Genomic DNA, 22,064 nt, shown 5'->3' on the forward strand with positions numbered 1-22,064 from the left:
CCGATATAACCGTCCGGCGCGCCTCAGAACAGATCGCCCTGCGCGGGTGAGGGGGCTTTCGGCTTCGCACGGGCGGGCTTCGGCGCGGCCGGAGGCTCGCTCCGGCCGGCGCCGTCGATCACCGCCTCGCGGGTCACCTTGTCGCCGAACTTGATCGAGACCGCCTCGCCGCTGGCCAGGGCCGCGCCCTGGCGGACGATCGAGCCGTCGGCCCGCGTCACCCGCGCGAAGCCGCGCTCCAGGGGGCGCTCGGGGTCCACCGAGGCGTGCAGCTTGGAAAGCGCGGTCAGCCGCTCCGACAGCCGCTCCAGCTTCCGTTCGGCCGCTGGCTGCAGGCGCACGGCCACGGCCTCCAGCCGGTCCTTCTGCACCTGCTGCGGCCGCTGCAGCAGCAGGGGCGAGAGCCGCGAGGCCACGCGCACCAGGTCGCGCTCATGGGCCGCGGCGTTCTTCGCCAGGCCCGCGCCCAGCCGGCCCGAGACGATGCCGAACCGCTGCACCGCCAGCTCCACGAGGTCCGGCACGCGCCGCAGCGCCCGCTCGGCGTGCTGCACCCGGCCCCGGCGGTCCTCCACCGCGCGCCCGCCGCAGCGGTGCATCCGCGCGCCGAGGTCGCTCACCAGCGCCTGCAGCTCGGCCAGCACCGGCGTCGCCATCTCCGCCGCGGCCGTGGGCGTCGGCGCCCGGCGGTCGGAGACGAAGTCGATCAGGGTGGTGTCGGTCTCGTGGCCCACCGCGCTGATCAGCGGGATGGTCCCGGCCGCCACGGTGCGGGCCAGGGTCTCGTCGTTGAACGGCCAGAGATCCTCCACCGAGCCGCCGCCGCGGGCGACGATCAGGATGTCGGGGCGGGGGATGGGCCCGCCGGGCTCGAGCGCATTGAAGCCCCGGATCGCCGCGCAGACCTGGGCGGCGGCCGCGTCGCCCTGCACCACCACCGGCCAGACCACCACGCGGCAGGGCCAGCGGTCGCGGATCCGGTGCAGGATGTCGCGGATCACCGCGCCGGTCGGGCTGGTGATCACCCCCACCACCGCCGGCATGGCGGGCAGGGGGCGCTTCCGGGAAGCCTCGAACAGCCCCTCGGCCTGCAGCTTGGCCTTCAGCCGCTCGAGCTGCGCCAGCAGGGCGCCGACGCCCGCCGGCTCCATGGTCTCGATGACGATCTGGTAGCGGGAGCCCTGCGGATAGGAGGTGATCTTGCCGGTGACCACCACCTCCATGCCCTGCTGCGGGCGCACCTGCAGCCGGCTCACCTGGCCCTTCCAGACCACGCCGTCGATGGCCGCGCGCTCGTCCTTCAGGGTCAGGTAGACGTGGCCGTTGGAGTGGTGGGTGACCTTGGACAGCTCGCCCCGCAGCCGGACGAAGCCATAGGCGTCCTCCAGCGTCCGCTTCAGCGCGAACGCCAGCTCCGAGACCGAATACGGCCGCGCATTGCCGCTCTCGGCGGCGGTGGACTCAGGGGCGGGCTCGCTCATTGGGGGAAGTTAGCCATGCGGGCCCCGAAACCCAATGACGCACCGCCAGAAACGGGAAAGGGCGCGCCCGGCCTGCTGGCGGAAAACCGCCGCGAGCCGGACGCGCCCCCATCCCCAACGGATCACTCACCGCGCGAAGGCGGATCTCAGATGTAGCGGCGCAGGCTCCGGGCGAGCTCGGCGGCGCTGGACTTCTTCTTGGTTTGGGCCGGCTGGTAGGCCACCTGGCTGTGCTCGTGGCAGTAGGGGCCTTCTCCCGACCGGCGGCCGCAGAAGGTGAAGTTGTCCATGGCCGGATCGCCGATCGGCCACTTGCACATGTGGGCGCCGAGCGTCAGCACCGTGGCGGTGCCCGGGGCCTCCTCCACATAGCGCACGGGCGAGGGCTGGGCGGCGGCCAGCGCCGGCGGCTCGGCGATGCGGCGCGGGGCCGAGGGGGCCGCCGTCACCGGGCGCGCCGGGCGCGGCGCCTTGAAGACGGTGCGGGCCGGCTTGGACGGGGTGGCCCGGCCCGACAGGCCCAGGCGGTGGACCTTGCCGATCACCGCGTTGCGGGTGACGCCCCCCAGCTGCTTGGCGATCTGACTGGCCGAGAGGCCGTCTTGCCAGAGCTTCTTGAGCAGCTCGACACGCTCGTCCGTCCAACCCATTTCGCCTCTCCCAGCCCAGGGATCCGGCCGCGCCCCCGCGGTCTCGGATCAACATCTTGTGGCGTTGAGCAGCCTCAGCGCCTACCAACCACCATCAGTAGTAAACAACTCCTTAAGGCCCACAATAGGCGCCCTTGGGCTTGTCCACAGGAACTAGATGTAGCGTCATCAGCCAGCGTTTTTGTCGCAGGCTTGCGGCTTGCGCGCAGGCGGCGCACATCAGCAGGCATGAAGGACATGGCCGCCGCCGACGCCGTTTCGCCGCCCCAGCCCCGGGAGTATCCGGGCGTGAACTGGGTGGGGCTGAAGACCCTCTATCTGCGCGAGATCCGCCGCTTCATGAAGGTCGGCATGCAGACGCTCGCCGCGCCCGTGGTGACGGCCCTGCTCTACATGCTGGTCTTCGTGGTCGCGGTGGGCGGCGGCCGCGCCGTGCATGGCGTCGACTACGGGACCTTCGTGGCGCCTGGCCTGATCATGATGCAGATCCTGTCCAACGCCTTCGCCAACTCCTCGTCGAGCCTGCTGCAGGCGAAGTTCAACGGGCTGATGGGCGACTTCCTGACGCCGCCGCTGACGCCCGGCGAGCACGTGGTGGGCTTCGGCCTCGGCGCGGCCACCCGCGGCATCGTCGTGGGCGCCGTCAGCCTCGTGGCCGTCCTGCCGTTCGCCCGCCTGCCGGTCGCCCAGCCCTGGGCGATCCTGGTCTTCGGCCTGGGCGCCGCCTTCATCATGGGCTTCATCGGCATCATGGCCGGGCTGTGGGCCGAGAAGTTCGACCACATGGCGGCGGTGACCAACTTCGTCATCATGCCGATGACCTTCCTGTCGGGCACCTTCTACCTCGTGGAGCGCCTGCCCGAGCCGTTCCGCTCGGCCAGCCACTTCAACCCGTTCTTCTATCTGATCGACGGCTTCCGCTACGGCTTCGTCGGCCAGGCGGAGAGCGACCTGAGGATCGGCGTGGCCATGACCGTGGCGCTCGTCCTGGCCACCGGCTGGGCCTGCCTGCGGATGTTCGAGGTGGGCTACAAGATCAAGACCTAGGCGCAGCCGGTCGCCGGGCGCCGGACGCTGTCACGCCGGCGCGATTGACACACCGGCGTTAGAGGACGAAAACGCCAAGCCTTCCGGTCCCCGGCGCGCAAGCGGCGGGGACGCTCCGTTTTGGAGGGCTCCTTCGGTGACGCAGACGACCACCGCTTCCGCCGTTCCCAGCGACCACATCATGGGCGTCTACGCACGCGCCCCGCTGGCGTTCGAGCGAGGCGAGGGCGTGCGCCTCTACACCACCGAGGGCGAGGAATACCTCGACTGCATGGCCGGCATCGCGGTGACCGCGCTGGGCCACAGCCACCCCAAGCTGGTGCAGGCGGTGAAGGACCAGGCCGAGAAGCTCTGGCACACCTCCAACATCTTCAGGATTCCCAACCAGGAGAAGCTGGCGGGGATGCTGACCGACGCGACCTTCGCCGACGTGGTGTTCTTCACCAACTCCGGCGCCGAGGCGATCGAGTGCGCCATCAAGACCGCGCGCAAGCACCACTGGGCGAACGGAAACCCCGAGCGGATCGACATCATCGGCTTCGACGGCTCGTTCCACGGCCGGACGATCGCGGCGATCTTCGCGGCCAACAACCCGAGCTATGTGGAGGGCTTCGGCCCGCCGCCCCCCGGCTTCGTCGGCGCCAAGTTCGGCGACCTCGAGGGCCTGAAGGCGCTCGTCGGCCCGACCACCGCGGCCATCCTGCTGGAGCCCGTGCAGGGCGAGGGCGGCGCCCGGTCCTGGACGGAAGCCCAGCTGCGCGAGATCCGCCAGCTCTGCGACGAGACCGGCACGCTCCTGATCTACGACGAGATCCAGTGCGGCCTCGGCCGGACCGGCAAGCTCTTCGCCTACGAATGGGCCGAGGGCGGCGCCGATCCCGACATCATGGCGGTGGCCAAGGCGCTCGGCGGCGGCTTCCCGGTGGGCGCGTGCCTGGCGACCATCAACGCGGCCAAGGGCATGGGCCCGGGCTCCCACGGCTCCACCTACGGCGGCAATCCGCTGGCCATGGCCGTCGGCGTCGCCTCGTTCGAGGAGCTGGTGAAGCCCGAACTGCTCGCCCACGTGCGCGAGGTGGCCGGCTACTTCACCCAGCAGCTCTCCGGCCTGAAGGACCGCTACCCCGACGTCGTGCTCGACATCCGCGGCAAGGGCCTGCTGATCGGCGTCAAGCTCGCCACGCCGAACCGCGAGTTCATGCAGCACGCCCGCGACCAGCACCTGCTGATCGCCGGCGGCGGCGACAACTGCGTGCGGCTCCTGCCGCCCCTGGTCCTCACCATCGAGGAGGCCAGCGAGGCCATGCAGAAGCTGGAGAAGGCCTGCGAGGCCGCCCGGGCCAAGGCGCAGGCGGCGGCATGAGCCAGATCCGCCACTTCCTCGACCTCTGGCGGCTCGAGGGCTCGGACCTCCGCGCCATCCTCGACGACGCCAAGGCCCGCAAGGCCGCGCGCCTGGGCTGGCCCAAGGGCCGCCCCGACGCCGACCGCCCCGCCGACGGCCGGACGCTGGCCATGATCTTCGAGAAGCACTCCACCCGGACCCGCTTCTCCTTCGACGCGGCCATGCGCCAGCTGGGCGGCGACGTGATCATCTCCAACGCCGCGGAGATGCAGCTCGGCCGCGGCGAGCCGATCGAGGACACCGCCCGCGTGCTCTCGCGCATGGTCGACGCCATCATGATCCGGGCCAACTACCACGAGGACGTGGAGCGCCTGGCGCTCTCGGCCACCGTGCCGGTGATCAACGGCCTCTCGGACAAGGGCCACCCCTGCCAGATCCTCGCCGACCTGATGACCTTCGAGGAGCACCGTGGCCGGGTGGAGGGCAAGACCCTCGCCTGGATCGGCGACGGCAACAACGTGTGCGCCAGCTTCATCCACGCCGCGCCGAAGCTCGGCTTTCGGCTGAACATCGCCAGCCCCGCCGTCTACCACCCGGACCTCGTGGACCTCGCCCGCGCCCAGGAGCAGCAGGGCCAGGTGATGACCACCCGCGACCCGCGCGAGGCGGTGCGCGGCGCCGACTGCGTGATCACCGACACCTGGGTGTCCATGGGCGACACCGACCACGACGAGCGGCTCGACGCGCTCGAGCCCTACCAGGTGGACGAGAAGCTCATGGAGCTGGCCAACCCGGACGCCTGTTTCCTCCACTGCCTGCCCGCCCACCGCGGCGAGGAGGTGACGGACGAGGTGATCGACGGACCGCGCAGCCTGATCTGGGACGAGGCGGAGAACCGCATCCACGCCCAGAAGTCCATTCTCGCCTGGTGCTTCGGCCACATCGGCTGACCCTGCGGCCATCCGGCCCATCGCCTGGACCGGCCGATAGGGCGAAGCTCGAATCCTGGAATCGTCTTCCTATATGGGGCCGATGATTACGCCTTCCGTACCCGACGACCTGGTCGGCGCCTTCCAGATCGAGGGCGAGCCCGTGCGCGGCCGCGTCGCCCGCCTGGGCCCCTCGGTCGATGAGATCCTGCGCGCGCACGACTATCCCGACGCCGTCGCCAACCTGCTGGGCGAGGCCTGCGCGCTCGCCTCGCTCGTGGGCTCCAACCTGAAGTTCGACGGCCGCCTGATCGTCGAGGCCCGCGGCTCCGGCCCCGTGCGCTACGTGGTCGCCGACTACGACACCTCCGGCGGCCTGCGCGGCTACTGCCGCTTCGACCCCGACGAGGTGGCCGCCGCGTCCGAGGGCTTCGTGCGCCCCGGCGCGCGCTCGCTGCTGGGCGACGGCATCTTCCTGATGACCGTGGACCAGGGCCCGGACATGGACCGCTACCAGGGCGTCACCGCCATCGAGGGCGAGACGCTCGCGCTCTGCGCCGAGCAGTACTTCGCCCAGTCGGAACAGACCCCCACCCGCGTGCGGCTGGCGGTCGGCCAGGCCGACGACGGCGAGGGCCTGAAGTGGCGGGCCGGCGGCGTGCTGATCCAGAACATCGCCGAGGACGACGCCCGCGGCTCCACGGCCGAGGCCTGGAACCGCACCCAGGCGCTGTTCGAGACCATCGGCGAGGACGAGCTGATCGACAGCCTGCTCTCCTCCAACCACCTGCTGTTCCGCCTCTTCCACGAGGACGGCGTGCGCGTGTTCGGCTCCACGCCGCTGCGCGCCTTCTGCCGCTGCTCGCAGGACCGGATCGAGACGGTGCTGAAGTCCTTCCCCGCCGCCGACCGCGAGGACATGGTCGAGCCCGACGGCAAGATCCACGTCACCTGCGAGTACTGCAGCCGCGTCTACGCCGTGGCCCCGGAGAAGCTCGAACAGGCGGCCTAGGCCGCGTCCAGCGCCCGTGAGACGTCGCGCACCAGGTCGCCGGCGCCTTCCAGGCCGACGCTCATCCGCACCCAGCCCTCGGTGAGCCCGATCTCCAGCCGCTGCTCTTCCGGCATGGACCGGTGGGTGGTGGTCGACGGGTGCGTCGCCATCGACTTGGCGTCGCCCAGGTTGTTGGAGATGTCGACGATCTGCAGGGCGTCCAGGAACCGCCAGGCGGCTTCCCGGCTCCCAAGGTCGAAGGCGAGCAGGTTGCCGCCGCCGCTCATCTGGTTGGCGATGATGGCGGCCTGCGGATGGTCGGGCCGCCCGCAGTAGACGGTCTTGCGCACCTTGCCCGAGGCGGCCACCGCGTCGGCCACGCGCGCGGCGTTCTCGGTCTGCCGGCGCACGCGCAGCTCCAGGGTCTCCAGCCCCTTCAGCAGCACCCAGGCGTTGAACGGCGACAGCGCCGGCCCCGTGTGGCGCAGCAGGTCCTTGTAGGCCTCGGTCATCAGCTCGGTCCCGCCGAGGATCGCCCCGCCCAGCACCCGGCCCTGGCCGTCGATGTGCTTGGTGGCGGAATAGACGACCACGTCGGCGCCCAGCGCCAGCGGCTTCTGAAAGATCGGGGTGGCGAAGACGTTGTCGACGATCAGCCTGGCGCCGGCCGCATGGGCGATCTCGGCCACCGCCCCGATGGCGGTCACCTCCAGCAGCGGGTTGGCCGGGCTCTCCACCAGGAAGGCGCGGGTGTTCGGCCGCACCGCGGCCTTCCAGGCCTCCAGGTCGGTGGCGTCCACATAGGTGGCCTCGACGCCGAACCTCGGCAGCCACTCGGAGATGATCCAGCGGCAGGAGCCGAACAGCGCGCGCCCCGCCACCAGGTGGTCGCCGGCCTTCAGCAGGCCCATCAGCGCCACGTGCACCGCGCTCATGCCCGAGGCCGTGGCCCGGCAGACGTCGGCGCCCTCCATGAGCGCCAGCCGGTCCTCGAACACCTGGGTCGTGGGGTTGCCGAAGCGCTGGTAGATGAAGCCCGGGTCCTCTCCCGAGAACCGGCGGTCGGCGGCGCCGGCGCTCTCGTAGGCGAAGCTCTGGGTCAGGAACAGGGCCTCGGAGATCTCGCCGTACGGCGTGCGGGCCATGCCTCCGCGGACGGCCCGGGTCGCCTCTTCCCAGTCGCGCGGATCCTCAGCCATGACGCACCCTCCTTCGGCGGTGCGGCATGAACGGCAGCCGAGGGGCCGTCGTCAAGGCGAGCGTTGCTGAACCCGCGCCCAGCTCTGCTGCGGCCTCGAGCGCGGCGCAGCCGCGCAATGAAACCACGAACCACACGAACGACACGAACGTCACAGTCGATGCGCCGCGCTCTCAGCGGCTCCCGTTCGTGTGGTTCGTGGTCAAACAGACGGCTTCGCCGTCGCAGGGCCCCGCCCTCGGGTTCGCTGGCGGAGAAGCCTTGCAAGACTCCCGTTCCGCGTTAAGGCTTCGCCGCCCATGAGCGAACCGAACCGCCCGGGCATCCTGCCCTGCCAGTCCATCGACGCCCTGATCGAGCAGGGCGCGATCCTCACCGAAGACCGCTTCGACGACGACCAGGTCCAGCCGGCCAGCCTCGACCTGCGGCTCGGCGCCCGGTGCTGGCGGGTGCGGGCCTCCTTCCTGCCCAGGGTCGGCCAGACGGTCGCCCAGCGCATCGCCGACGTGGCCATGCACGAGCTCGACCTCACCCGCGGCGCGGTGCTGGAGAAGGGCTGCGTCTACATCGCCGAGCTCCAGGAGCGTCTGGCGCTGCCGCCCGGCGTCTCGGCCCGCGCCAATCCGAAGAGCTCCACCGGCCGGGTGGACGTCTTCGTGCGCCTGCTCTCCGACGGCGGCCCGGCCTTCGACGACGTGGTCGAGGGCTACCACGGGCCCGCCTACATCGAGATCGCGCCCCAGACCTTCTCGGTCCTGGTCCGCCGCGGCACCCGCCTCAACCAGCTGCGCCTGAAGCGCGGCGACCCGCCGAGGCTGCGGACCGAGAGCGTCGGCGTCGACCTGACCGGCGAGGTCGCGGGCTTCCGCGGCCGCCGCCACGCCCCCGTCGTCGACCTCGACCACGTGGACGGCCACGATCCGCGCCTCTACTGGGAGCCGCTGATCCCGCAGAACGGCCAGCTCCTGCTCGATCCGGGCGAGTTCTACATCCTGGCGTCGAAGGAGGCGGTGGAGATCCCCGTCCTCGAGGCCGCCGAGATGACCCCCATCGATCCTTCCGTGGGCGAGTTCCGGGTCCACTACGCGGGCTTCTTCGACCCGGGCTTCGGCACCGACGAGGCGCACGGCAAGGGCTCGCGCGGCGTGCTCGAGGTGCGCAGCCACGAGACCCCGTTCATCCTGGAGGACGGCCAGACCGTGGCCCGCCTCGTCTACGAGCCGCTGACCGAGAAGCCCACGCGCCTCTACGGCGACCTCGGGTCGCATTACCAGCGCCAGGGGCTGAAGCTATCCAAGCACTTCAGGGTCTGGGGCGAGTAGAACGGGCGACGCACGCCCGCCGTCCCGAAGGGGGGCGTGGGTGGCGTGGTTTCGCAGGGCCGTCCTGGCGGCGGCCGTGGTGCTCGGGGGGCTTGGCGTGTTCGGGCCGGTCTCGGCGGCGCCGGCGCTGTGGGTGGTCAAGGACGCCGACAGCGAGATCTACCTCTTCGGCACCCTCCACGCGCTGGATCCCGCCACCCGCTGGCGGACGCCGGCCTATGACGCCGTGCTGGCCCGCGCCGGGACCGTCTGGTTCGAGGCCGACCTCGACACCGCCGACCCGCGCACCATCGGCCGCATCCTCGACACCTACGGCAAGGACCCGGACCGGCCGCTGTCGCGCAAGCTGTCGGCGCAGGACCTGGCGGCGCTGGGCCGCCACGTAGACGTGGCCCGCATCGACCACCTCCGGCCCTGGGCCGCGGCCCTGATGCTCTCCATGCAGCCGATGCTGGGCCGTGGCGCCCGCGTCGAGGCCGGCGCCGACATGACCGTCACCCGCGCCGCCCGCCGCTCCGCCAAGACCGTGCGCGCCTTCGAGACCCTGGAGGACCAGGCCCGGCTGTTCGCCGGCCTCTCCGAGCGGGCGGAGGTGCAGTACCTCTCCGACGTGATCCGGCAGCGCTCGCAGGGACCGAGGCTCAGCCTGCGTCCCGCGCCCTCCCTGGAGCAGGCCTGGGCGGCCGGCGACCTGGCCCGCCTCGGTCCCGCGCTGGTGGGCGAGCTGCGCGACGAGAACCCCGGCCTCTACGAGGCGCTGCTCAAGCGCCGCAACCTCCAGTGGGCCGAGCAGCTGGCCGGCGAGATGTCCGGCGCCGGCGTGGAGCTGGTCAACGTCGGCGCCCTGCACATGGTGGGCGAACATGGCCTGCCGGCCCTGCTGGCGGCCCGCGGCTTCGCGGTCGAGCGGGTGCAGTAGCAAGCACGCCCGACATTCTGTCATGGGTGCTTGACAGATTTTCGTTGTCATGTTTCCTTGTCACTCAGACAAGGGAGCTTGCCATGCCGCGCCGCGTGTCGGTCTGGGCCGTCATCACCGTCCTCGCCGCCGCCGCCCTGGGGACCTACGCCCTCGCCGGCGCGGCCCTGCTGCTGCGGCCGCCGGCGCTGGGCGCCGTCGCCGAGGCGCCGCGCCTGCTCGCCTCCGCCACCGAAATCCTCCCGCTCCTGGCCGGCCGCATCGTCGCCGGGCGCTTCTGAAAAAGGGGTCCCCATGTTCCTCACCTCGAGTTTCCGGCGCAGCGTCATCCCGTTCACGGCCGTCGCCGTGGGCCTGGTGTTCGGCCTCGCCACCCGGCGCTTCGTCGATCCCGACCAGCCGCTGCAGTTCGCTCTCTGGTTCTCGGTGCCGGTGGTCCTGGCCCTCGTGGCCTCCATCATGTGGTGGCGCCTGCTCGACGAGGTCGCCCGCGACGCCCACAAGACGGCCTGGTACTGGGGCGCCTCCCTCGGGATGTTCGTCGGCCTCGTCGGGCTGATCCTCCTGGAGCGCACCGAGGGCGGGCTGATCACCGCCGGCCTGAACGGCGGCACGACGCCGGAGGCCTTCGTGGCCCTGGGCGCCATCCTCGTCATCTCGGCCCAGCTCGTCGGCTACCTCCTGGTCTGGGTCGGCTGGTGGATCTCCAAGCGCTAGGAGCGTTCGCGATGAAGAACCGCCTCAAGGTGCTCCGCGCGGAGCGCAACTGGAGCCAGGGCGACCTCGCCGAGCGCCTCCAGGTCTCGCGCCAGAGCGTCAACGCCATCGAGACCGGCAAGTACGATCCCAGCCTGCCGCTCGCCTTCCGGATCGCCAAGGTCTTCGACCTGCCAATCGAGTCCATCTTCGAGGACGAGGCCGCCTGAGCGCGGCCCCGCAACAGGAAACGCCCATGCTGTCGACCCTCGCCCGCGGGGCCCGCCGCCTCGCCCTCGCCGCCACGGCCCTGGCGCTCGCCGCCGCCGGCCCGGCCGCCGCCGAGCCTCCCCTCTGGGCGGTCAAGGACGCGGACTCCACCATCTACCTGTTCGGCACGGTCCACGTGCTGAAGCCGGGCACGGAATGGCGCTCGCCGAAGGTGGCCGCCGCCCTTGGCCGCAGCGACGAGCTGGTGCTGGAGGTGCTGGGCGCCGACGACCCCAAGGCCGTCCAGCCGCTGATCGCCCGCTACGGCGTCGATCCCGCCGGCTCGCTCTCGGCCAAGCTCTCCGACGCCGACCGGCCGCGGCTCGCCGCCGCGGCGCGGGCCATGGGCCTGCCCGACGGCGCCATGGAGCCCATGCGCCCCTGGCTCGCCGCCCTGACGCTCGCCGTCCTGCCCATCGTCCAGGCCGGCTACGACGCCAAGAGCGGCGTGGAGACCGTGCTCACCGCCGAGGCGAAGGCCGCCGGCAAGACGCTCGGCGCGCTGGAGACCCTGGACCAGCAGCTCCGCTTCTTCGCCGACATGCCGCCGGAGGTGGAGGTGGCCCTGCTCAGCGCCACCCTCGACGACGTCGCCGACGGCCCCGCCCAGCTCGACCGCATGGTGGCCGCCTGGGCGGCCGGCGACATGGCCGGCCTGGAGCGGGAGTTCGTCGAGGAGACCCGCCGCGACTATCCCCAGCTCTACAGGGTCGTGGTCGTGCAGCGGAACGAGGACTGGGCCGGCCAGCTCGCCCGCAAGCTCGAGGGCTCCGGCGTCAGCTTCGTCGCCGTCGGCGCCGGCCACCTCGTCGGCCCCGACAGCGTCCAGGCCCAGCTCGAGAAACGCGGCCTCAAGGTCGAGCGGCAGTAGGGAAGTCCCTACAGCCGCGTGCGCAGGCTCCACAGCTCGGGGAAGGCCCGACGGGTCAGGGTCCGGGCGAGGTAGCCCACCCCCTCCGTCCCGCCGGTGCCCGGCCGGCCGCCGATGATCCGCTCCACGGTCAGCACGTGCTTGTGCCGCCAGGTGAGCAGGGCGTCGTCCAGGTCCACCAGCTTCTCGGCCAGCTGGTAGAGCTCCCAGTGGCCCCTGGTGTCGCGATAGACCTCCAGCCAGGCGTCCTCGACGGCCGGGGAGGGGGCGTAGGTCTGCGAGACGTCGCGCCTCAGCACCGCCTCGGGCACCGGCAGGCCGCGCGCCGCCAGCTGGGCGATCGCCAGGTCGTAGAGGCTGGGCGCCTCCAGCGCGGACTTCAGGTCGGCCAGCGCCGCCGGCCGCTCGGCGTGGAAGCGCAGGAAGCTCTCGTCCTTCAGCCCCAGCAGGTACTCGAGCTCCCGGAACTGGTGCGACTGGAAGCCGGAGCTGGTCCCCAGGCTGCCGCGGAAGGAGAGGTAGTCGGCCGGCGTCATGGTCGCCAGCACATCCCACGAGAGGGTCATGATGGTCTGGATCCGCGACACCCGCGCCAGGGCCTTGTAGGCCGGCTCCAGGTCGCCCGCGGCGATCAGCCCGCGCGCCAGCTTCACCTCGTGGATGATCTCCTTGAGCCACAGCTCCTTGGTCTGGTGGATCACGATGAACAGCAGCTCGTCGTGCCGGTCGCTCAGCGGCTTCTGCGCCGCCAGCAGCTCGTCCAGCGCGAGATAGCGCGCATAGGTCATGGGTTGGTCTGACATGCGGCATCCATACGCCGCGCACCGAGCCTCTTGGAAGCTCGGGCTCTGCCGCTTTCCAAGTGGCGCGGCCTTAGGATCCGAATTCCCACACGCAGACGGCGCCATAGCTCACTGCGGAGCAGTCACTTCGTATGTTCTTGTTTTGTTCTTAACGATCCAGCTTAGCTGAGCCATAGTGGTTACTGCGCTGCGGCTGCTAAGCCGGTCGAGAGGTACACCCGGGAAACGCGGAACAAGACCCGAGCCATCTTCTACGATCCGAAGGACTTCATGTGACACGCCAATCATACGCAAAAGCGTTGGACGACGCGCTTCGCCCCTTCGGGTTCGAGCGGCGCGGCGACGACTGGATCCGCGTGCGGGGCGACATGTGGGAGTGCGTGAACCGCCAGTCCAGCTGGCTCGGTGGCGTGACGGTTAACGTCGACATGAAGGACCTCGAGACCGAGAAACTCTTCCTGTCGATCTTCGCCGCGCGCGGAGCGATCCAGATGCCGACGATCGGCGCGAGGATCGGAGAACTGATCGACGGCTACGATCGATGGTGGAAGAAGGACGAGCCGAATGGTCCCGCTGAGATGGCCCAGGCCGTGGTGGAGCACGGATTGCCCTGGTTCGATCGCGTGCGCTCATTAGAAGAGCAAGCGGCCAACTGGTATGGCCGCGCCGGAGCGCTCACGTCACGTGGTTACGACGGACGGTCGTTGGTAGGACTAGCACTTACGCTCTACCGCATGGGCGAACTTGAAGAGGCTTGCCGGGTGCTGAACAAGCCCGTGCCGCGGACCGCCATACCCTCCAGTGTGGAGAAGGTGGCGCTAGTGAGGGATTGGTTGGCTTGCCGCCCCCGGATCCATCCGGGAATCGCTGAGCGTGAGTTGGACTGAGCCTCTTTGACTTGGATCAGGCCGCGAAGGCGAAGAAATCCGTTCCAACCAGTTCTACCTAGCGGTAATTTCTCTGCGGGAACGCCAGAACCCGAAGTTTAGCTTGGGGCCTATAGAGGGTCCAACGGGACCGGCGCCTTCTTCGTACAAATTCCGCGTCGGCGAGCGTCAGCGCTACGTCATCTCCGCCGGCGCCGCCCGCGGCCTTGACTCTTTGGCCCTAAGCGGCTGAAACCGCGGGCCTTCGCGGGTGTAGTTCAGAGGTAGAACGTCAGCTTCCCAAGCTGAATGTCAGGGGTTCGATTCCCCTCACCCGCTCCAGTCTTCCTGCCCATCCGGATTGATCCGCCGCAAGGCGCCGCGCGCCGCGCCGGGCCATCAGGCTGGCCGGAGGTCGCGTGATCCTCGCCTGGACCCAATTTCTCCTGCTCGGCGCCGTCGTCGCCGTGGCCGCCTCGTGGCTCTCGCACTACGGCGACGTGATCGCCGAGCGCACCGGCCTGTCCGGCTCCTGGATCGGCCTTGTCCTGATGGCGACCGTCACCTCCCTGCCTGAACTGGTCTCCGGCGTGAGCGCGGTGCGGCTGGAGGCGGCGCCGGACCTGGCGGTGGCGCACATCCTGGGCGCCTGCGTGCTCAACCTGCTGCTGCTCAGCGTCGTGGACCTCTTCTACCGTCCCGCCTGCATGTTCGTGCGCGCGTCCCAGGGGCACGCGCTCACCCTGGGGTTCAGCGCCGCCATGCTCTCGATCGTGGGCCTCGGGCTCGCCGCCCCGGCCGCGGTCCCCGGCCTGCCGCTCAGCGTCGCCACCCTGCTGATCGTGCCGGTCTACCTGCTCGCGCTCCGCAGCACCTTCACCTTCGAGCGGCGGCAGCTCCTGGAGCCCGTCGAGCCGGCGACCGCCAAATATCCTCACATCACGCTGCGGCGCGCCGGCGTCGGCTACGCGGCGGCCGCGGCCGGGGTGGTGGCCGCCGCCCTGCTGCTGCCGGGCGCGGCGGTCGGACTCGCCGACGCCATGGGCTGGTCCGACAGCCTGGTCGGCAGCCTGTTCCTGGCCGCCGTCACCTCCCTGCCGGAGGCGGTGGTCACCCTGGCGGCGGTGCGCATCGGCGTGCTCGACATGGCGTTCGCCAACCTGCTGGGCAGCAACCTCTTCAACATGGTCATCCTGGCCGTCGACGATGTCGCCTACGCCCGGGCGCCGCTGCTCTCCAGCGTCTCGGACGGGCACATGACCACGGTGCTGGTGGCCCTGCTGATGACCGGCATCGTCACCGCGGGGCTGGTCTACCGTCCCAACGGACGGGTCCGCGGCGCGGTCAGCTGGGCGAGCCTCGCCCTGGTGGCCGCCTATCTCCTGAACGCATGGCTGCTGTTCGCCGGCCAGCCGGCGGCGTCCCCCTGACCCAAGCGGGCAGGGGGACGCCGGGCCGTCCTCAGAAGATCCAGCCGTCGCCGAGCGACGAGAGCTGCACGCCCACGAGGGTGAGCTGGGCCGTCCCGTCCACGGTCACCACGGTGTCCGCGCCCACCTGGGCCACCGTATAGCTGTCGCCGGGCAGGATGTTCACCCGGTCGCCTTCCCAGACATTGAAGTCCAGCACCCGGTCCGACCCCGCCTCGCCGAAGAAGTGGAAGGTGTCGGCGCCCGCGCCGCCCACCAGCACGTCGGAGCCGCGGTCGCCGGAGAGCCAGTCGGCGCCCTCGCCGCCGCTCACCGAGTCGTCGCCCTGGCCGCCGCGCACCACGTCCGCGCCCCAGCCGCCGGCGGCGGTGTCGTCGCCCATGTTGCCCAGCACCACGTCGTCGCCGTCGCCGCCGTCGAGCAGGTCCTGGTCCTTGCCGCCGACCACCCAGTCGCCGCCGCCGCCGCCGGAGACGGTGTCGTCGCCGGCGTTGCCGTGCAGGTCGTCGAAGCCGCCGCCGCCGGAGATGTTGTCGCGCCCGTCACCGCCGTGCAGCACGTCCTGGCCGTCGCCGCCCACGAGGATGTCGTCGCCGGCCGTCGCGCCGCCGCCCGCCGTCACCGGCGCCGGGGCCGGCGAGCCGGAGAACGGCGTGTCGTAGCCGGCGAACTTCTTGACGTACTCCGAGACCGGCGTGCCGTACGGATCGCGCATGTTCATGGCGCCGTTCGAGGTCAGGTAGTCCTTCAGGTTCCACACCCCCACGAGGTGGGCGCCGGCGATCAGGCCGGACATGGTCACCTGGCCGCCGTCCACCCACTGGCCCTCGAAGCGCAGCAGGTCGAGCATCTTGAGGTCGTTGTGGATGTTGACGAACCACTCCTGCTGGGCCGCGTCCTGTGCGGCCGGCGAGGCGAGGAAGCTCGCCTTGTCATAGACCCCGTATCCGGCCGCCTTGGCCGTCCAGCGGCCGATGAAGTCGATGGCGCCCGTGCCGTCGTTGCCCTCGTAGAAGCCGATGGCCTGCAGGGCCTCCTCGCCGAACTGGAACCGGCCGAGATAGCCCACGCTGCTCACGAAGGCGTAGTTGTTGCCCGACTCGTTCTGGCCCAGTGCTCGCAGCAGGTCGAAATAGCTTCCAGCGCTCATTACTGATCACCCTTGGTCTGGAAAGGCCGCGCGCCCCCGTCGGCGTCGCGGCTTGGGAAGCGCCGTGGAACGGCGCCTGAGGCTTGCAGGTTGGTTAGGGAGGGGCCCCCCGGCTCGACGCCCTCAGGGATCGCCATTTGCGCAGGCCGGAATGTGGCGCCCGGCGCCGCAAACCTGCGTCAAGTTGACCGTGCCAAGCTTGTTTACTTCACGGCCCCGCTGCGCCCTTGCAGGGCGCCGCCGCCTGGCCAAACTGGGCCGTGATGAGCGACGCCGATCCCGCCCCGACCCTCCGGGCCGCCACCGCCGCCGACGCGCCGGCCCTGCGGGTGCTGATGGACCGGTCGATCCGCCGGCTGCTGGAGCCGTTCCTGCCGCCCGAGGCCGTGGAGGCGTCCTTCGAGATCATGGGTCTGGACACCCAGCTCCTCGCGGACGCGACCTACTACGTCGTCGAGGTTGACGGCCGCCTCGCCGCCAGCGGCGGCTGGAGCCGGCGGGCGACCCTGTTCGGCGGCGACCACACCACGGGCCGCAGCGCCGCCCTGCTGGACCCGGCCGCCGAACCCGCCCGGGTGCGGGCCATGTACACCGACCCGGACTTCGCCCGCCGGGGCCTGGGGCGGGCGATCCTCGAGGCCTGCGAGGCCGCGGCCCGGGCCGAGGGCTTCCGGGCGGCCGAACTCGCCGCGACGATGGGCGGCGTGCCGCTCTACCGGGCCTGCGGCTACCGGGAGGTGGAGCCCTTCGAGGTGGCGACCTCCGGCGGCGTCCGTGTGCCGCTCGTGCGGATGTCCAAGCCGCTCTGAGGCTCGCAAAGCGAAACGGGCGGGTCCTTCGACCCGCCCGCCGCTCACGCGAACCCTGACACCAAGGGGCGGGTCAGAAGTTCACGCCCACCCGCGCGTAGTAGAACCCGCCCTGCCAGTCGACGATCATGTCCGAGCGGTAGATCCGCCCGTTGGTCGCCGACTCGCCGATCAGGTCGCGCGTCGGGTAGTTGTCGAACACGTTGCGCACGCCGAGCGTGAGCGTCGTGTTCTCCGTCGCGTCCCAGCTTCCCTCGAGGTCGAGGAACACCTCCGGGTCCCATTTCTGGATCACCGGATTGGTGGCGCTGAACATGTTCTTGTACGGCCCGTAGACGCTGAGCCGTGCGACGCCGCTGAACGGCCCGGCCTTGTGGACCGCCGTCATCACCCCGCGCCAGCGCGGCTCGGAATGCTTGAAGTCGTAGACGTACTCGCCGTCGAAGAACCGGCGCTGCACGCCCGACGGGTCGGTGATCACCTTCACCGTGTCGACGATCGGCATGTTCCAGTTGAAGGCGGCGCTGAAGTTGGTCGACTGCCCGTTCGGCCACTCGGCCGCGTAGGTCGCCACCACGTCGACGCCCTGGATCTTCGCGTCGAAGGCGTTCTGGAAGAAGTTCACCTGGCCGATGGTGTCGGCCCCCGGCACGTTGGCCGCGATCAGCGCCGCCTGCAGGGCCGGCGTCACCGTGATCGGCGTCACCGCGTAGAACATGTCGTCGATCAGGATGTAGTAGGCGTCCACCGACAGCGTCAGGCCCTCGATCGGCTGGGCGGTCACCCCGAACGAGAAGTTCTGCGACGTCTCCGGCTCCAGGTCCTCGGCGCCCAGGAACTGGGCCACGGGGTTGGAGGCCGGGAACAGGCCCTGGGCCACCGGCTGGCCGTTGTTCACCACCGTGGAGACGATGGTGGTGAAGTTCTGGCCGGTGGTGGGGGCGCGGAAGCCGGTGCCCACCGAGCCGCGGACCGCGAACATGTCGTTGATCTCGAAGCGGCCGGCGACCTTGTAGTCGAGCGTCGAGCCGAAATCGGAGAAGTCCTCCGCCCGGATCGCCGCCTGCAGGAACAGCTGCTCGGTGACGTCGGTGGAGACGTCGAGGTAGGCGGCCTTGGAGTTGCGGGTCAGTCGCCCTGCGTAGAGCGGCGGGAAGCCCGGCGCGCCGTTCGAACCCACGCCCAACACCGCATAGACCGGGTTGGTGAAGGTCCGCCCGTCGATCACCTGGGTCGTGGTGTTGCAGACGATGCCGGCGTTCTGCGGCGCGGTGGGCCGCAGCGTCCGGTTCGCCACCAGCGGCTCGTCGGTGCAGAAGTCGTAGGGGTCGGGCGTAGCGTACGGCCCGGCGATGTACGACGGGATGTCCCCCTCGCGGATCTCGTAGCCTTCCTTGCGGTACTCGGCGCCGAAGGCCACGGCCACCGGCGTCGCCGTGAAGCCGGTCTCCCACGCGTAGGTCAGGTCGGCGTTCAGCGCGATCTCGTCGGAGACCAGGTCGCCCTGGTGGAACTCCGTGGGGCTCTTCTCGCCGAGCGAGAAGTTCACCGTCTCGTCCAAGTCGTAGCGCAGCTTGTCGTAGCCGTAGCGGGCCGAAAGGTCGTAGCCGAAGGCGCCGGCCTCGCCGCGGTAGCCGCCGACGAGCGAGTAGTCGGTGACCGTGCCGAAGTACTCGGGCGTGAAGCCCAGCGGGAAGATCTGGTTGGCCCGGAACAGCTGGCCGTTGGCCATCCGTACGTAGTCGTCGAGGTTGTTGGTCGAGGCCCCCACGTCGACCGGATTGCGGTAGTTGAAGTCCTCCTTCTGATGGCTGCGGCTGTAGTTGCCGAAGGCGTAGAGCTCGCCGACGCCCAGCTCCATCGCCGAGTTGACGAACACCCGCGTCGCCGTCCCCTCCGGCTGGCCCCACTTCTGCGGGATGCGCTGGTAGAGGCCGGCGTAGTTCACCTGCTGGGCGTAGGCGGCGGTGAAGGGCGTGCCCGGTCCGGTGGTCTCGGTGGCGAACAGCGGGATGCAGAAGCCCGCCGACTGGTTCGGAATGCCGCGGTTGCAGAAGGTCTGCACCCGCGCCGTCGGCTGCTCGGTAGAATATTCGAAGGAGACGTTCACGAAGCCGTTGTTCGGCAGCGGCAGGCCCTTGTTCCCGCTGACGATGATCGAGTCGCCGTCCTTCTCGTAGTACTGGCCCGCCTGCACCTGCAGGCTGCCCCCGTCCGGCCCGTCCTTGAGGATGAAGTTGATGACCCCGGCGATGGCGTCCGAGCCGTACTGGGCGCCCGCGCCGTCACGCAGCACCTCGACGGACTTCAGCGCCGCGGCCGGGATCTGGGCGGCGTCCTGGGCCTGTACGCCCGAGCCGCCGGTGACCACCAGGGCCGAGCGGTGCCTGCGCTTGGAGTTCACCAGCAGCAGGGTCTTGTCCGAGGGCAGGCCGCGCAGCGAGGCGGGGCGGATGAAGGTGGCGCCGTCCGAGATCGGCTGGCGGGTCAGGGTGTAGGATGGCACCAGGGTCTTCAGCAGGTCCTGGGTGTCCGTCACCGAGATCGACTCGATATCCTCCTGGCTGAAGCTGTCCACCGGCACCGGGCTCTCGATCGCCGTGCGCGGCGCGGCCCGCGAGCCGGTGACGATCACCTCGCCGATGTCGGCGTCCGCGGCCCCGGCCGATCCGGCTCCCGCCAGCGCCCCCACCACCGCCAGGACCGAAATTCCGGCGAGCCAAAGCCGCCGCCCCGTCTTCGTCTGCATGAGATAACCCCCGTTTCTTGCCTGCAGAGAAGCCGGACCACGTGTTTCATTATTCAGGGCGCTACATGCCCCATCGCGGCCGTCTTCCCGCAATCAGGACCGGGCCGGAGTTGTCTGGAGTCAATGGATTTAGGGTCGTATTCCAGCGGATGCTTGGATTCAGGTCAGACTAGACGGTAGTGATTATTTTCTATCCAACATCGTCATCTTTGAGCCAGCCGTCGATTTGAGCGGGCCAGACCAAAAAACGCGGTCCGTGTTTTTGATCTGGCTGTCGAAAGCTCGGGCGCCTGCCCGGGACGACCAATTTTCGGGCGCCGGCCGGCCGCGACTGCCCGCTGCCCGCCGCGGGGCGTCCTTTCCGGGCCCTCGGCGCCGGCTTGATCGGCGCCCGCCCGGGCCCGAGGCTATGACTCGCGGGCGGCCGCAGTCCGGTCGCCGCTGAATCCCGGGGGAGTTCCTGAAGATGCTGAAGTCCGTCACCGTCGCGCTCGCGCTGAGCCTCGCCGCCGCCGGCGCCGCCCAGGCGCAGAACCTGCACGTCAACCCGGCGAACGGGGCCATCTCGCGGGCGGTGAAGGTCCCGGCGGGCTCGGAGATGCTCTACGTCAGCGGCATCACGCCCCGGCCGCTGAACGCCGGCGCGCCCCAGGGGACGCCGCCGCAATGGGCCGACACCAAGGGTCAGGTCACCAGCATCCTTTCCCAGATCGAGGAGATCCTGAAGGCCCAGGGCTACGGCTGGGAGGACGTGGTGATGATGCGCGTCCTGCTGGTCGGCGACCCGGCCAAGGGCGGCCGCATGGACTTCGCCGGCATGATGGAGGCCTACATGGCCGTGTACGGTCCGCTGAAGAACCGCCCGGCCCGGATCACCTCCGAGGTCGCCGCCCTGGTCCAGCCCGGCATGCTCGCCGAGATCGAGGTCCAGGCGGCGAAGAAGCCGTAGGCCCCCGCCGCGCGGGAAGAGGGCGCGGGGAGGGGGAGCGGCCGTCAGTCCGCGCCGTTCGCGCGCTCCCGGTAGAGGTCCATGACCACCGGCGCGCGGAGGGACGCCACCGCCCCGTCCATGGCCCCGCGGTAGCAGGCCGAACGGCGGACCGCCCGCTGCTGGTCGGCGACGCTGACGATGGCGGCGCCGCAGACCTCCAGCGCCGCCCTGTCCAGCCGGCGCAGCATCAGCTGGGCGTCGCGGGCCTGCGCGAGATTCAGGTCGCCCGACCGGACCGCCGTCTCGCGGGCGGACGCCGCCGCCGGAAGGGCCAGCGCCAGGGCGAGGGTCCCGAGCATCAGGGGTCGCATCGTCTTCCTCCGCTTGTGGTCTTTGCCCATACGATAGGCGCGCGGGCGCCGGGCCGCTACGTTCCGGGGCAATTCAGTCGCCGGCGTACAAAAACCCGCCCCCTGGCCTCGACCGAGCGTTCGTCCTGCCGATGATCTTCGCCCCCGCGATCCCGCGTCCGGAGCCCTCGCCATGCCGGAGGTGAGCGCCGGCGTCCTGGCCTGGCGGCCGGCCGCTGACGGCCCGCAGGTGCTGCTGGTCCATCCGGGCGGGCCATACTGGCGCGGCAGGGACAGGGCGGCCTGGTCGATCCCCAAGGGCCTGGCCGAGCCGGGGGAGGACCTCTACGCCGCGGCCCTGCGCGAGTTCGAGGAGGAACTCGGCCAGCCCATCTCGGGCGAGGCCCAGCCGCTCTCGCCCTGCCGCACCCCGGGCGGCAAGTGGATCCACGCCTGGCTGGTGCGGGCCGACCTCGACCTCACCGGCCTGCGCAGCAATGTCTTCGAGATGGAGTGGCCGCCGCGCTCAGGTCGCCGGGCGGCGTTTCCCGAGGTGGACCAGGCGGCCTACTTCGCCCCCGACGAGGCGCGGGTCAGGATCCACGCGGGCCAGCGGCCGGTTCTTGAGGATGCGCTGCGGCGTCTCGGCTGGCGCTCGTGACGCTCTCCGCCCCGCCGACCGGGCGGTAGTTGCGGGCCGCCACGATCTCCGTGCGCGGCGCCTCGGGCGTGGCCCTGGCCTCATGGGCTGATTTGTACTGCACCTGGAACAGCGAGCAGGCGGCGGGATAGCCCTCCACCGCCACCGCGCTGATGGTGTTGCGGAACGCCACCTCGGTGCGCAGCTCGCAGTAGTAGGTCTTGCCGTTCATCAGGACGGCGCGGCGCCAGACGTAGTGCGGCCGGTCGGCCAGCACGATGCGCTCGTCCCAGCGGCCGTAGAGGTTCAGCGCCGTGTCCAGCTCGCGCCCGCTGAGCGCGGTCGGCGCGTCGACCGTCGTGGTGGTCGCGCACCCGGCGAGAAGCCCAAGACTGAGTAGCGCCGCGATCCGCATCTTGCCCCTGGAGTGTCGGGTTCCCGACGGCCAAGCTGTCCGCCGTCGCAACAACTCCGTAAGCGCGGGAAGGTTCACCGCGAAGCGGCGCGCGCAGGGGGCGACGACGCGCCGTACCCTTCCGATTGAGGGGGCGGGCGGATCCGCGCCTCAAGGTTTCATTATCCACGTTTCTCCGGCCGGCGGCGGCGCCGGCCGG

General features: G+C 70.6%; 23 protein-coding genes and 1 tRNA gene. 16 read left to right on the forward strand and 8 right to left on the reverse strand.

The annotated features are described in order from the left end of the window. Positions 1-23 precede the first annotated feature (23 nt). Together xseA and gcrA are read right to left on the reverse strand one after the other, a co-directional pair. The gene (xseA, locus tag V7Z97_RS05260; RefSeq protein ID WP_334161893.1) at positions 24-1,481 is read right to left on the reverse strand and encodes an exodeoxyribonuclease VII large subunit; all 1,458 of its coding nucleotides are present in this window, start codon (positions 1,479-1,481) and stop codon (positions 24-26) included. 146 nt (positions 1,482-1,627) lie between these two features. Continuing rightward, a complete protein-coding gene (gene gcrA, locus V7Z97_RS05265; RefSeq protein WP_334161894.1) occupies positions 1,628-2,131 on the reverse strand; it encodes a cell cycle sigma 70 cofactor GcrA in 504 nt (167 codons plus the stop codon). A gap of 228 nt (positions 2,132-2,359) precedes the next feature. Here gcrA and V7Z97_RS05270 point away from each other — a divergent pair, with 228 nt between their 5' ends. From V7Z97_RS05270 to V7Z97_RS05285, 4 genes are all read left to right on the forward strand, one after another. Beyond that, positions 2,360-3,178, forward strand: a complete 819-nt coding sequence (locus V7Z97_RS05270; protein WP_334161895.1) for an ABC transporter permease — start codon at positions 2,360-2,362, stop codon at positions 3,176-3,178. 181 nt (positions 3,179-3,359) lie between these two features. After that, positions 3,360-4,541 carry an aspartate aminotransferase family protein gene (locus V7Z97_RS05275; protein ID WP_334161972.1) on the forward strand — a complete coding sequence of 394 codons (1,182 nt, stop codon included), beginning with the start codon at positions 3,360-3,362 and terminating at the stop codon, positions 4,539-4,541. After that, a complete protein-coding gene (gene argF, locus V7Z97_RS05280) occupies positions 4,538-5,473 on the forward strand; it encodes an ornithine carbamoyltransferase (protein WP_334161896.1) in 936 nt (311 codons plus the stop codon). The genes V7Z97_RS05275 and argF overlap by 4 nt, the downstream gene beginning before the upstream one ends. A 73-nt stretch (positions 5,474-5,546) precedes the next feature. After that, positions 5,547-6,464 carry an Hsp33 family molecular chaperone gene (locus V7Z97_RS05285; RefSeq protein ID WP_442958010.1) on the forward strand — a complete coding sequence of 306 codons (918 nt, stop codon included), beginning with the start codon at positions 5,547-5,549 and terminating at the stop codon, positions 6,462-6,464. Here V7Z97_RS05285 and metZ read toward each other — a convergent pair. Beyond that, the gene (gene metZ / locus V7Z97_RS05290) at positions 6,461-7,645 is read right to left on the reverse strand and encodes an O-succinylhomoserine sulfhydrylase (protein WP_334161898.1); all 1,185 of its coding nucleotides are present in this window, start codon (positions 7,643-7,645) and stop codon (positions 6,461-6,463) included. The two genes, V7Z97_RS05285 and metZ, sit on opposite strands and share 4 nt — an antisense overlap. Before the next feature lie 298 nt (positions 7,646-7,943). Here metZ and V7Z97_RS05295 point away from each other — a divergent pair, with 298 nt between their 5' ends. From V7Z97_RS05295 to V7Z97_RS05320, 6 genes are all read left to right on the forward strand, one after another. Then, positions 7,944-8,966 (forward strand): 2'-deoxycytidine 5'-triphosphate deaminase, encoded by a 1,023-nt coding sequence (locus V7Z97_RS05295; protein ID WP_334161899.1) that lies wholly within the window; start codon positions 7,944-7,946, stop codon positions 8,964-8,966. A gap of 40 nt (positions 8,967-9,006) precedes the next feature. Continuing rightward, a complete protein-coding gene (locus V7Z97_RS05300; protein ID WP_334161900.1) occupies positions 9,007-9,885 on the forward strand; it encodes a TraB/GumN family protein in 879 nt (292 codons plus the stop codon). Positions 9,886-9,968: 83 nt separating this feature from the next. Continuing rightward, positions 9,969-10,166 (forward strand): hypothetical protein, encoded by a 198-nt coding sequence (locus tag V7Z97_RS05305; RefSeq protein ID WP_334161902.1) that lies wholly within the window; start codon positions 9,969-9,971, stop codon positions 10,164-10,166. A gap of 13 nt (positions 10,167-10,179) precedes the next feature. Then, entirely contained in the window at positions 10,180-10,602 is a 423-nt protein-coding gene (locus tag V7Z97_RS05310; protein ID WP_334161904.1) for a hypothetical protein, read from the forward strand. An 11-nt stretch (positions 10,603-10,613) separates the two neighbouring features. After that, positions 10,614-10,811 (forward strand): helix-turn-helix transcriptional regulator, encoded by a 198-nt coding sequence (locus tag V7Z97_RS05315; RefSeq protein WP_334161906.1) that lies wholly within the window; start codon positions 10,614-10,616, stop codon positions 10,809-10,811. 26 nt (positions 10,812-10,837) lie between these two features. Beyond that, positions 10,838-11,722, forward strand: a complete 885-nt coding sequence (locus V7Z97_RS05320; RefSeq protein WP_334161908.1) for a TraB/GumN family protein — start codon at positions 10,838-10,840, stop codon at positions 11,720-11,722. Between the two features lie 8 nt (positions 11,723-11,730). Here the strand turns inward: V7Z97_RS05320 and V7Z97_RS05325 are convergent, their stop codons facing one another. After that, the gene (locus V7Z97_RS05325) at positions 11,731-12,525 is read right to left on the reverse strand and encodes a tryptophan 2,3-dioxygenase (RefSeq protein WP_334161909.1); all 795 of its coding nucleotides are present in this window, start codon (positions 12,523-12,525) and stop codon (positions 11,731-11,733) included. 299 nt (positions 12,526-12,824) lie between these two features. On the opposite strand from V7Z97_RS05325, the gene V7Z97_RS05330 reads away from it, so the two are divergent. From V7Z97_RS05330 to V7Z97_RS05340, 3 genes are all read left to right on the forward strand, one after another. After that, positions 12,825-13,412: a DUF4304 domain-containing protein gene (locus V7Z97_RS05330; protein WP_334161911.1), complete on the forward strand. Its 588-nt coding sequence runs from the start codon at positions 12,825-12,827 to the stop codon at positions 13,410-13,412. 246 nt (positions 13,413-13,658) lie between these two features. Beyond that, a tRNA-Gly gene (locus tag V7Z97_RS05335) sits at positions 13,659-13,733 on the forward strand. Positions 13,734-13,810: 77 nt separating this feature from the next. Then, a complete protein-coding gene (locus V7Z97_RS05340) occupies positions 13,811-14,821 on the forward strand; it encodes a sodium:calcium antiporter (RefSeq protein ID WP_334161913.1) in 1,011 nt (336 codons plus the stop codon). A 31-nt stretch (positions 14,822-14,852) separates the two neighbouring features. Here V7Z97_RS05340 and V7Z97_RS05345 read toward each other — a convergent pair whose 3' ends face one another. Further along, positions 14,853-15,971, reverse strand: coding sequence for a calcium-binding protein (locus V7Z97_RS05345; RefSeq protein ID WP_334161914.1), 1,119 nt, complete (start codon positions 15,969-15,971; stop codon positions 14,853-14,855). A gap of 263 nt (positions 15,972-16,234) precedes the next feature. On the opposite strand from V7Z97_RS05345, the gene V7Z97_RS05350 reads away from it, so the two are divergent. Beyond that, positions 16,235-16,780: a GNAT family N-acetyltransferase gene (locus V7Z97_RS05350; RefSeq protein WP_334161915.1), complete on the forward strand. Its 546-nt coding sequence runs from the start codon at positions 16,235-16,237 to the stop codon at positions 16,778-16,780. 73 nt (positions 16,781-16,853) lie between these two features. Here V7Z97_RS05350 and V7Z97_RS05355 read toward each other — a convergent pair whose 3' ends face one another. Beyond that, positions 16,854-19,529 (reverse strand): TonB-dependent receptor plug domain-containing protein, encoded by a 2,676-nt coding sequence (locus V7Z97_RS05355; RefSeq protein WP_334161916.1) that lies wholly within the window; start codon positions 19,527-19,529, stop codon positions 16,854-16,856. Between the two features lie 466 nt (positions 19,530-19,995). Here V7Z97_RS05355 and V7Z97_RS05360 point away from each other — a divergent pair, with 466 nt between their 5' ends. Further along, a complete protein-coding gene (locus V7Z97_RS05360) occupies positions 19,996-20,478 on the forward strand; it encodes a RidA family protein (protein ID WP_334161917.1) in 483 nt (160 codons plus the stop codon). Positions 20,479-20,522: 44 nt separating this feature from the next. Here the strand turns inward: V7Z97_RS05360 and V7Z97_RS05365 are convergent, their stop codons facing one another. After that, on the reverse strand, positions 20,523-20,831 hold the full coding sequence (locus V7Z97_RS05365) for a UrcA family protein (RefSeq protein WP_334161919.1): 309 nt from the start codon (positions 20,829-20,831) through the stop codon (positions 20,523-20,525). A 172-nt stretch (positions 20,832-21,003) separates the two neighbouring features. Here V7Z97_RS05365 and V7Z97_RS05370 point away from each other — a divergent pair, with 172 nt between their 5' ends. Continuing rightward, entirely contained in the window at positions 21,004-21,471 is a 468-nt protein-coding gene (locus V7Z97_RS05370) for an NUDIX domain-containing protein (RefSeq protein ID WP_334161920.1), read from the forward strand. Here the strand turns inward: V7Z97_RS05370 and V7Z97_RS05375 are convergent. Continuing rightward, entirely contained in the window at positions 21,404-21,865 is a 462-nt protein-coding gene (locus V7Z97_RS05375; protein ID WP_334161922.1) for a hypothetical protein, read from the reverse strand. The genes V7Z97_RS05370 and V7Z97_RS05375 overlap by 68 nt on opposite strands. Positions 21,866-22,064 lie beyond the last annotated feature (199 nt).

Source organism: Phenylobacterium sp., from assembly GCF_036821595.1.
Lineage (GTDB): Bacteria > Pseudomonadota > Alphaproteobacteria > Caulobacterales > Caulobacteraceae > Phenylobacterium.

Bases quoted from the DNA above. Each gene is read 5' to 3' on its own strand.
- metZ (WP_334161898.1), bottom strand. From the start codon at position 7,645: ATGGCTGAGGATCCGCGCGACTGGGAAGAGGCGACCCGGGCCGTCCGC.
- V7Z97_RS05295 (WP_334161899.1), top strand. From the start codon at position 7,944: ATGAGCGAACCGAACCGCCCGGGCATCCTGCCCTGCCAGTCCATCGAC.
- V7Z97_RS05365 (WP_334161919.1), bottom strand. From the start codon at position 20,831: ATGCGACCCCTGATGCTCGGGACCCTCGCCCTGGCGCTGGCCCTTCCG.
- V7Z97_RS05275 (WP_334161972.1), top strand. From the start codon at position 3,360: ATGGGCGTCTACGCACGCGCCCCGCTGGCGTTCGAGCGAGGCGAGGGC.
- V7Z97_RS05375 (WP_334161922.1), bottom strand. From the start codon at position 21,865: ATGCGGATCGCGGCGCTACTCAGTCTTGGGCTTCTCGCCGGGTGCGCG.
- V7Z97_RS05310 (WP_334161904.1), top strand. From the start codon at position 10,180: ATGTTCCTCACCTCGAGTTTCCGGCGCAGCGTCATCCCGTTCACGGCC.
- V7Z97_RS05355 (WP_334161916.1), bottom strand. From the start codon at position 19,529: ATGCAGACGAAGACGGGGCGGCGGCTTTGGCTCGCCGGAATTTCGGTC.
- argF (WP_334161896.1), top strand. From the start codon at position 4,538: ATGAGCCAGATCCGCCACTTCCTCGACCTCTGGCGGCTCGAGGGCTCG.
- xseA (WP_334161893.1), bottom strand. From the start codon at position 1,481: ATGAGCGAGCCCGCCCCTGAGTCCACCGCCGCCGAGAGCGGCAATGCG.
- V7Z97_RS05305 (WP_334161902.1), top strand. From the start codon at position 9,969: ATGCCGCGCCGCGTGTCGGTCTGGGCCGTCATCACCGTCCTCGCCGCC.
- V7Z97_RS05345 (WP_334161914.1), bottom strand. From the start codon at position 15,971: ATGAGCGCTGGAAGCTATTTCGACCTGCTGCGAGCACTGGGCCAGAAC.
- V7Z97_RS05270 (WP_334161895.1), top strand. From the start codon at position 2,360: ATGAAGGACATGGCCGCCGCCGACGCCGTTTCGCCGCCCCAGCCCCGG.
- V7Z97_RS05315 (WP_334161906.1), top strand. From the start codon at position 10,614: ATGAAGAACCGCCTCAAGGTGCTCCGCGCGGAGCGCAACTGGAGCCAG.
- V7Z97_RS05320 (WP_334161908.1), top strand. From the start codon at position 10,838: ATGCTGTCGACCCTCGCCCGCGGGGCCCGCCGCCTCGCCCTCGCCGCC.
- V7Z97_RS05325 (WP_334161909.1), bottom strand. From the start codon at position 12,525: ATGTCAGACCAACCCATGACCTATGCGCGCTATCTCGCGCTGGACGAG.
- V7Z97_RS05360 (WP_334161917.1), top strand. From the start codon at position 19,996: ATGCTGAAGTCCGTCACCGTCGCGCTCGCGCTGAGCCTCGCCGCCGCC.
- gcrA (WP_334161894.1), bottom strand. From the start codon at position 2,131: ATGGGTTGGACGGACGAGCGTGTCGAGCTGCTCAAGAAGCTCTGGCAA.
- V7Z97_RS05350 (WP_334161915.1), top strand. From the start codon at position 16,235: ATGAGCGACGCCGATCCCGCCCCGACCCTCCGGGCCGCCACCGCCGCC.
- V7Z97_RS05370 (WP_334161920.1), top strand. From the start codon at position 21,004: ATGCCGGAGGTGAGCGCCGGCGTCCTGGCCTGGCGGCCGGCCGCTGAC.
- V7Z97_RS05285 (WP_442958010.1), top strand. From the start codon at position 5,547: ATGGGGCCGATGATTACGCCTTCCGTACCCGACGACCTGGTCGGCGCC.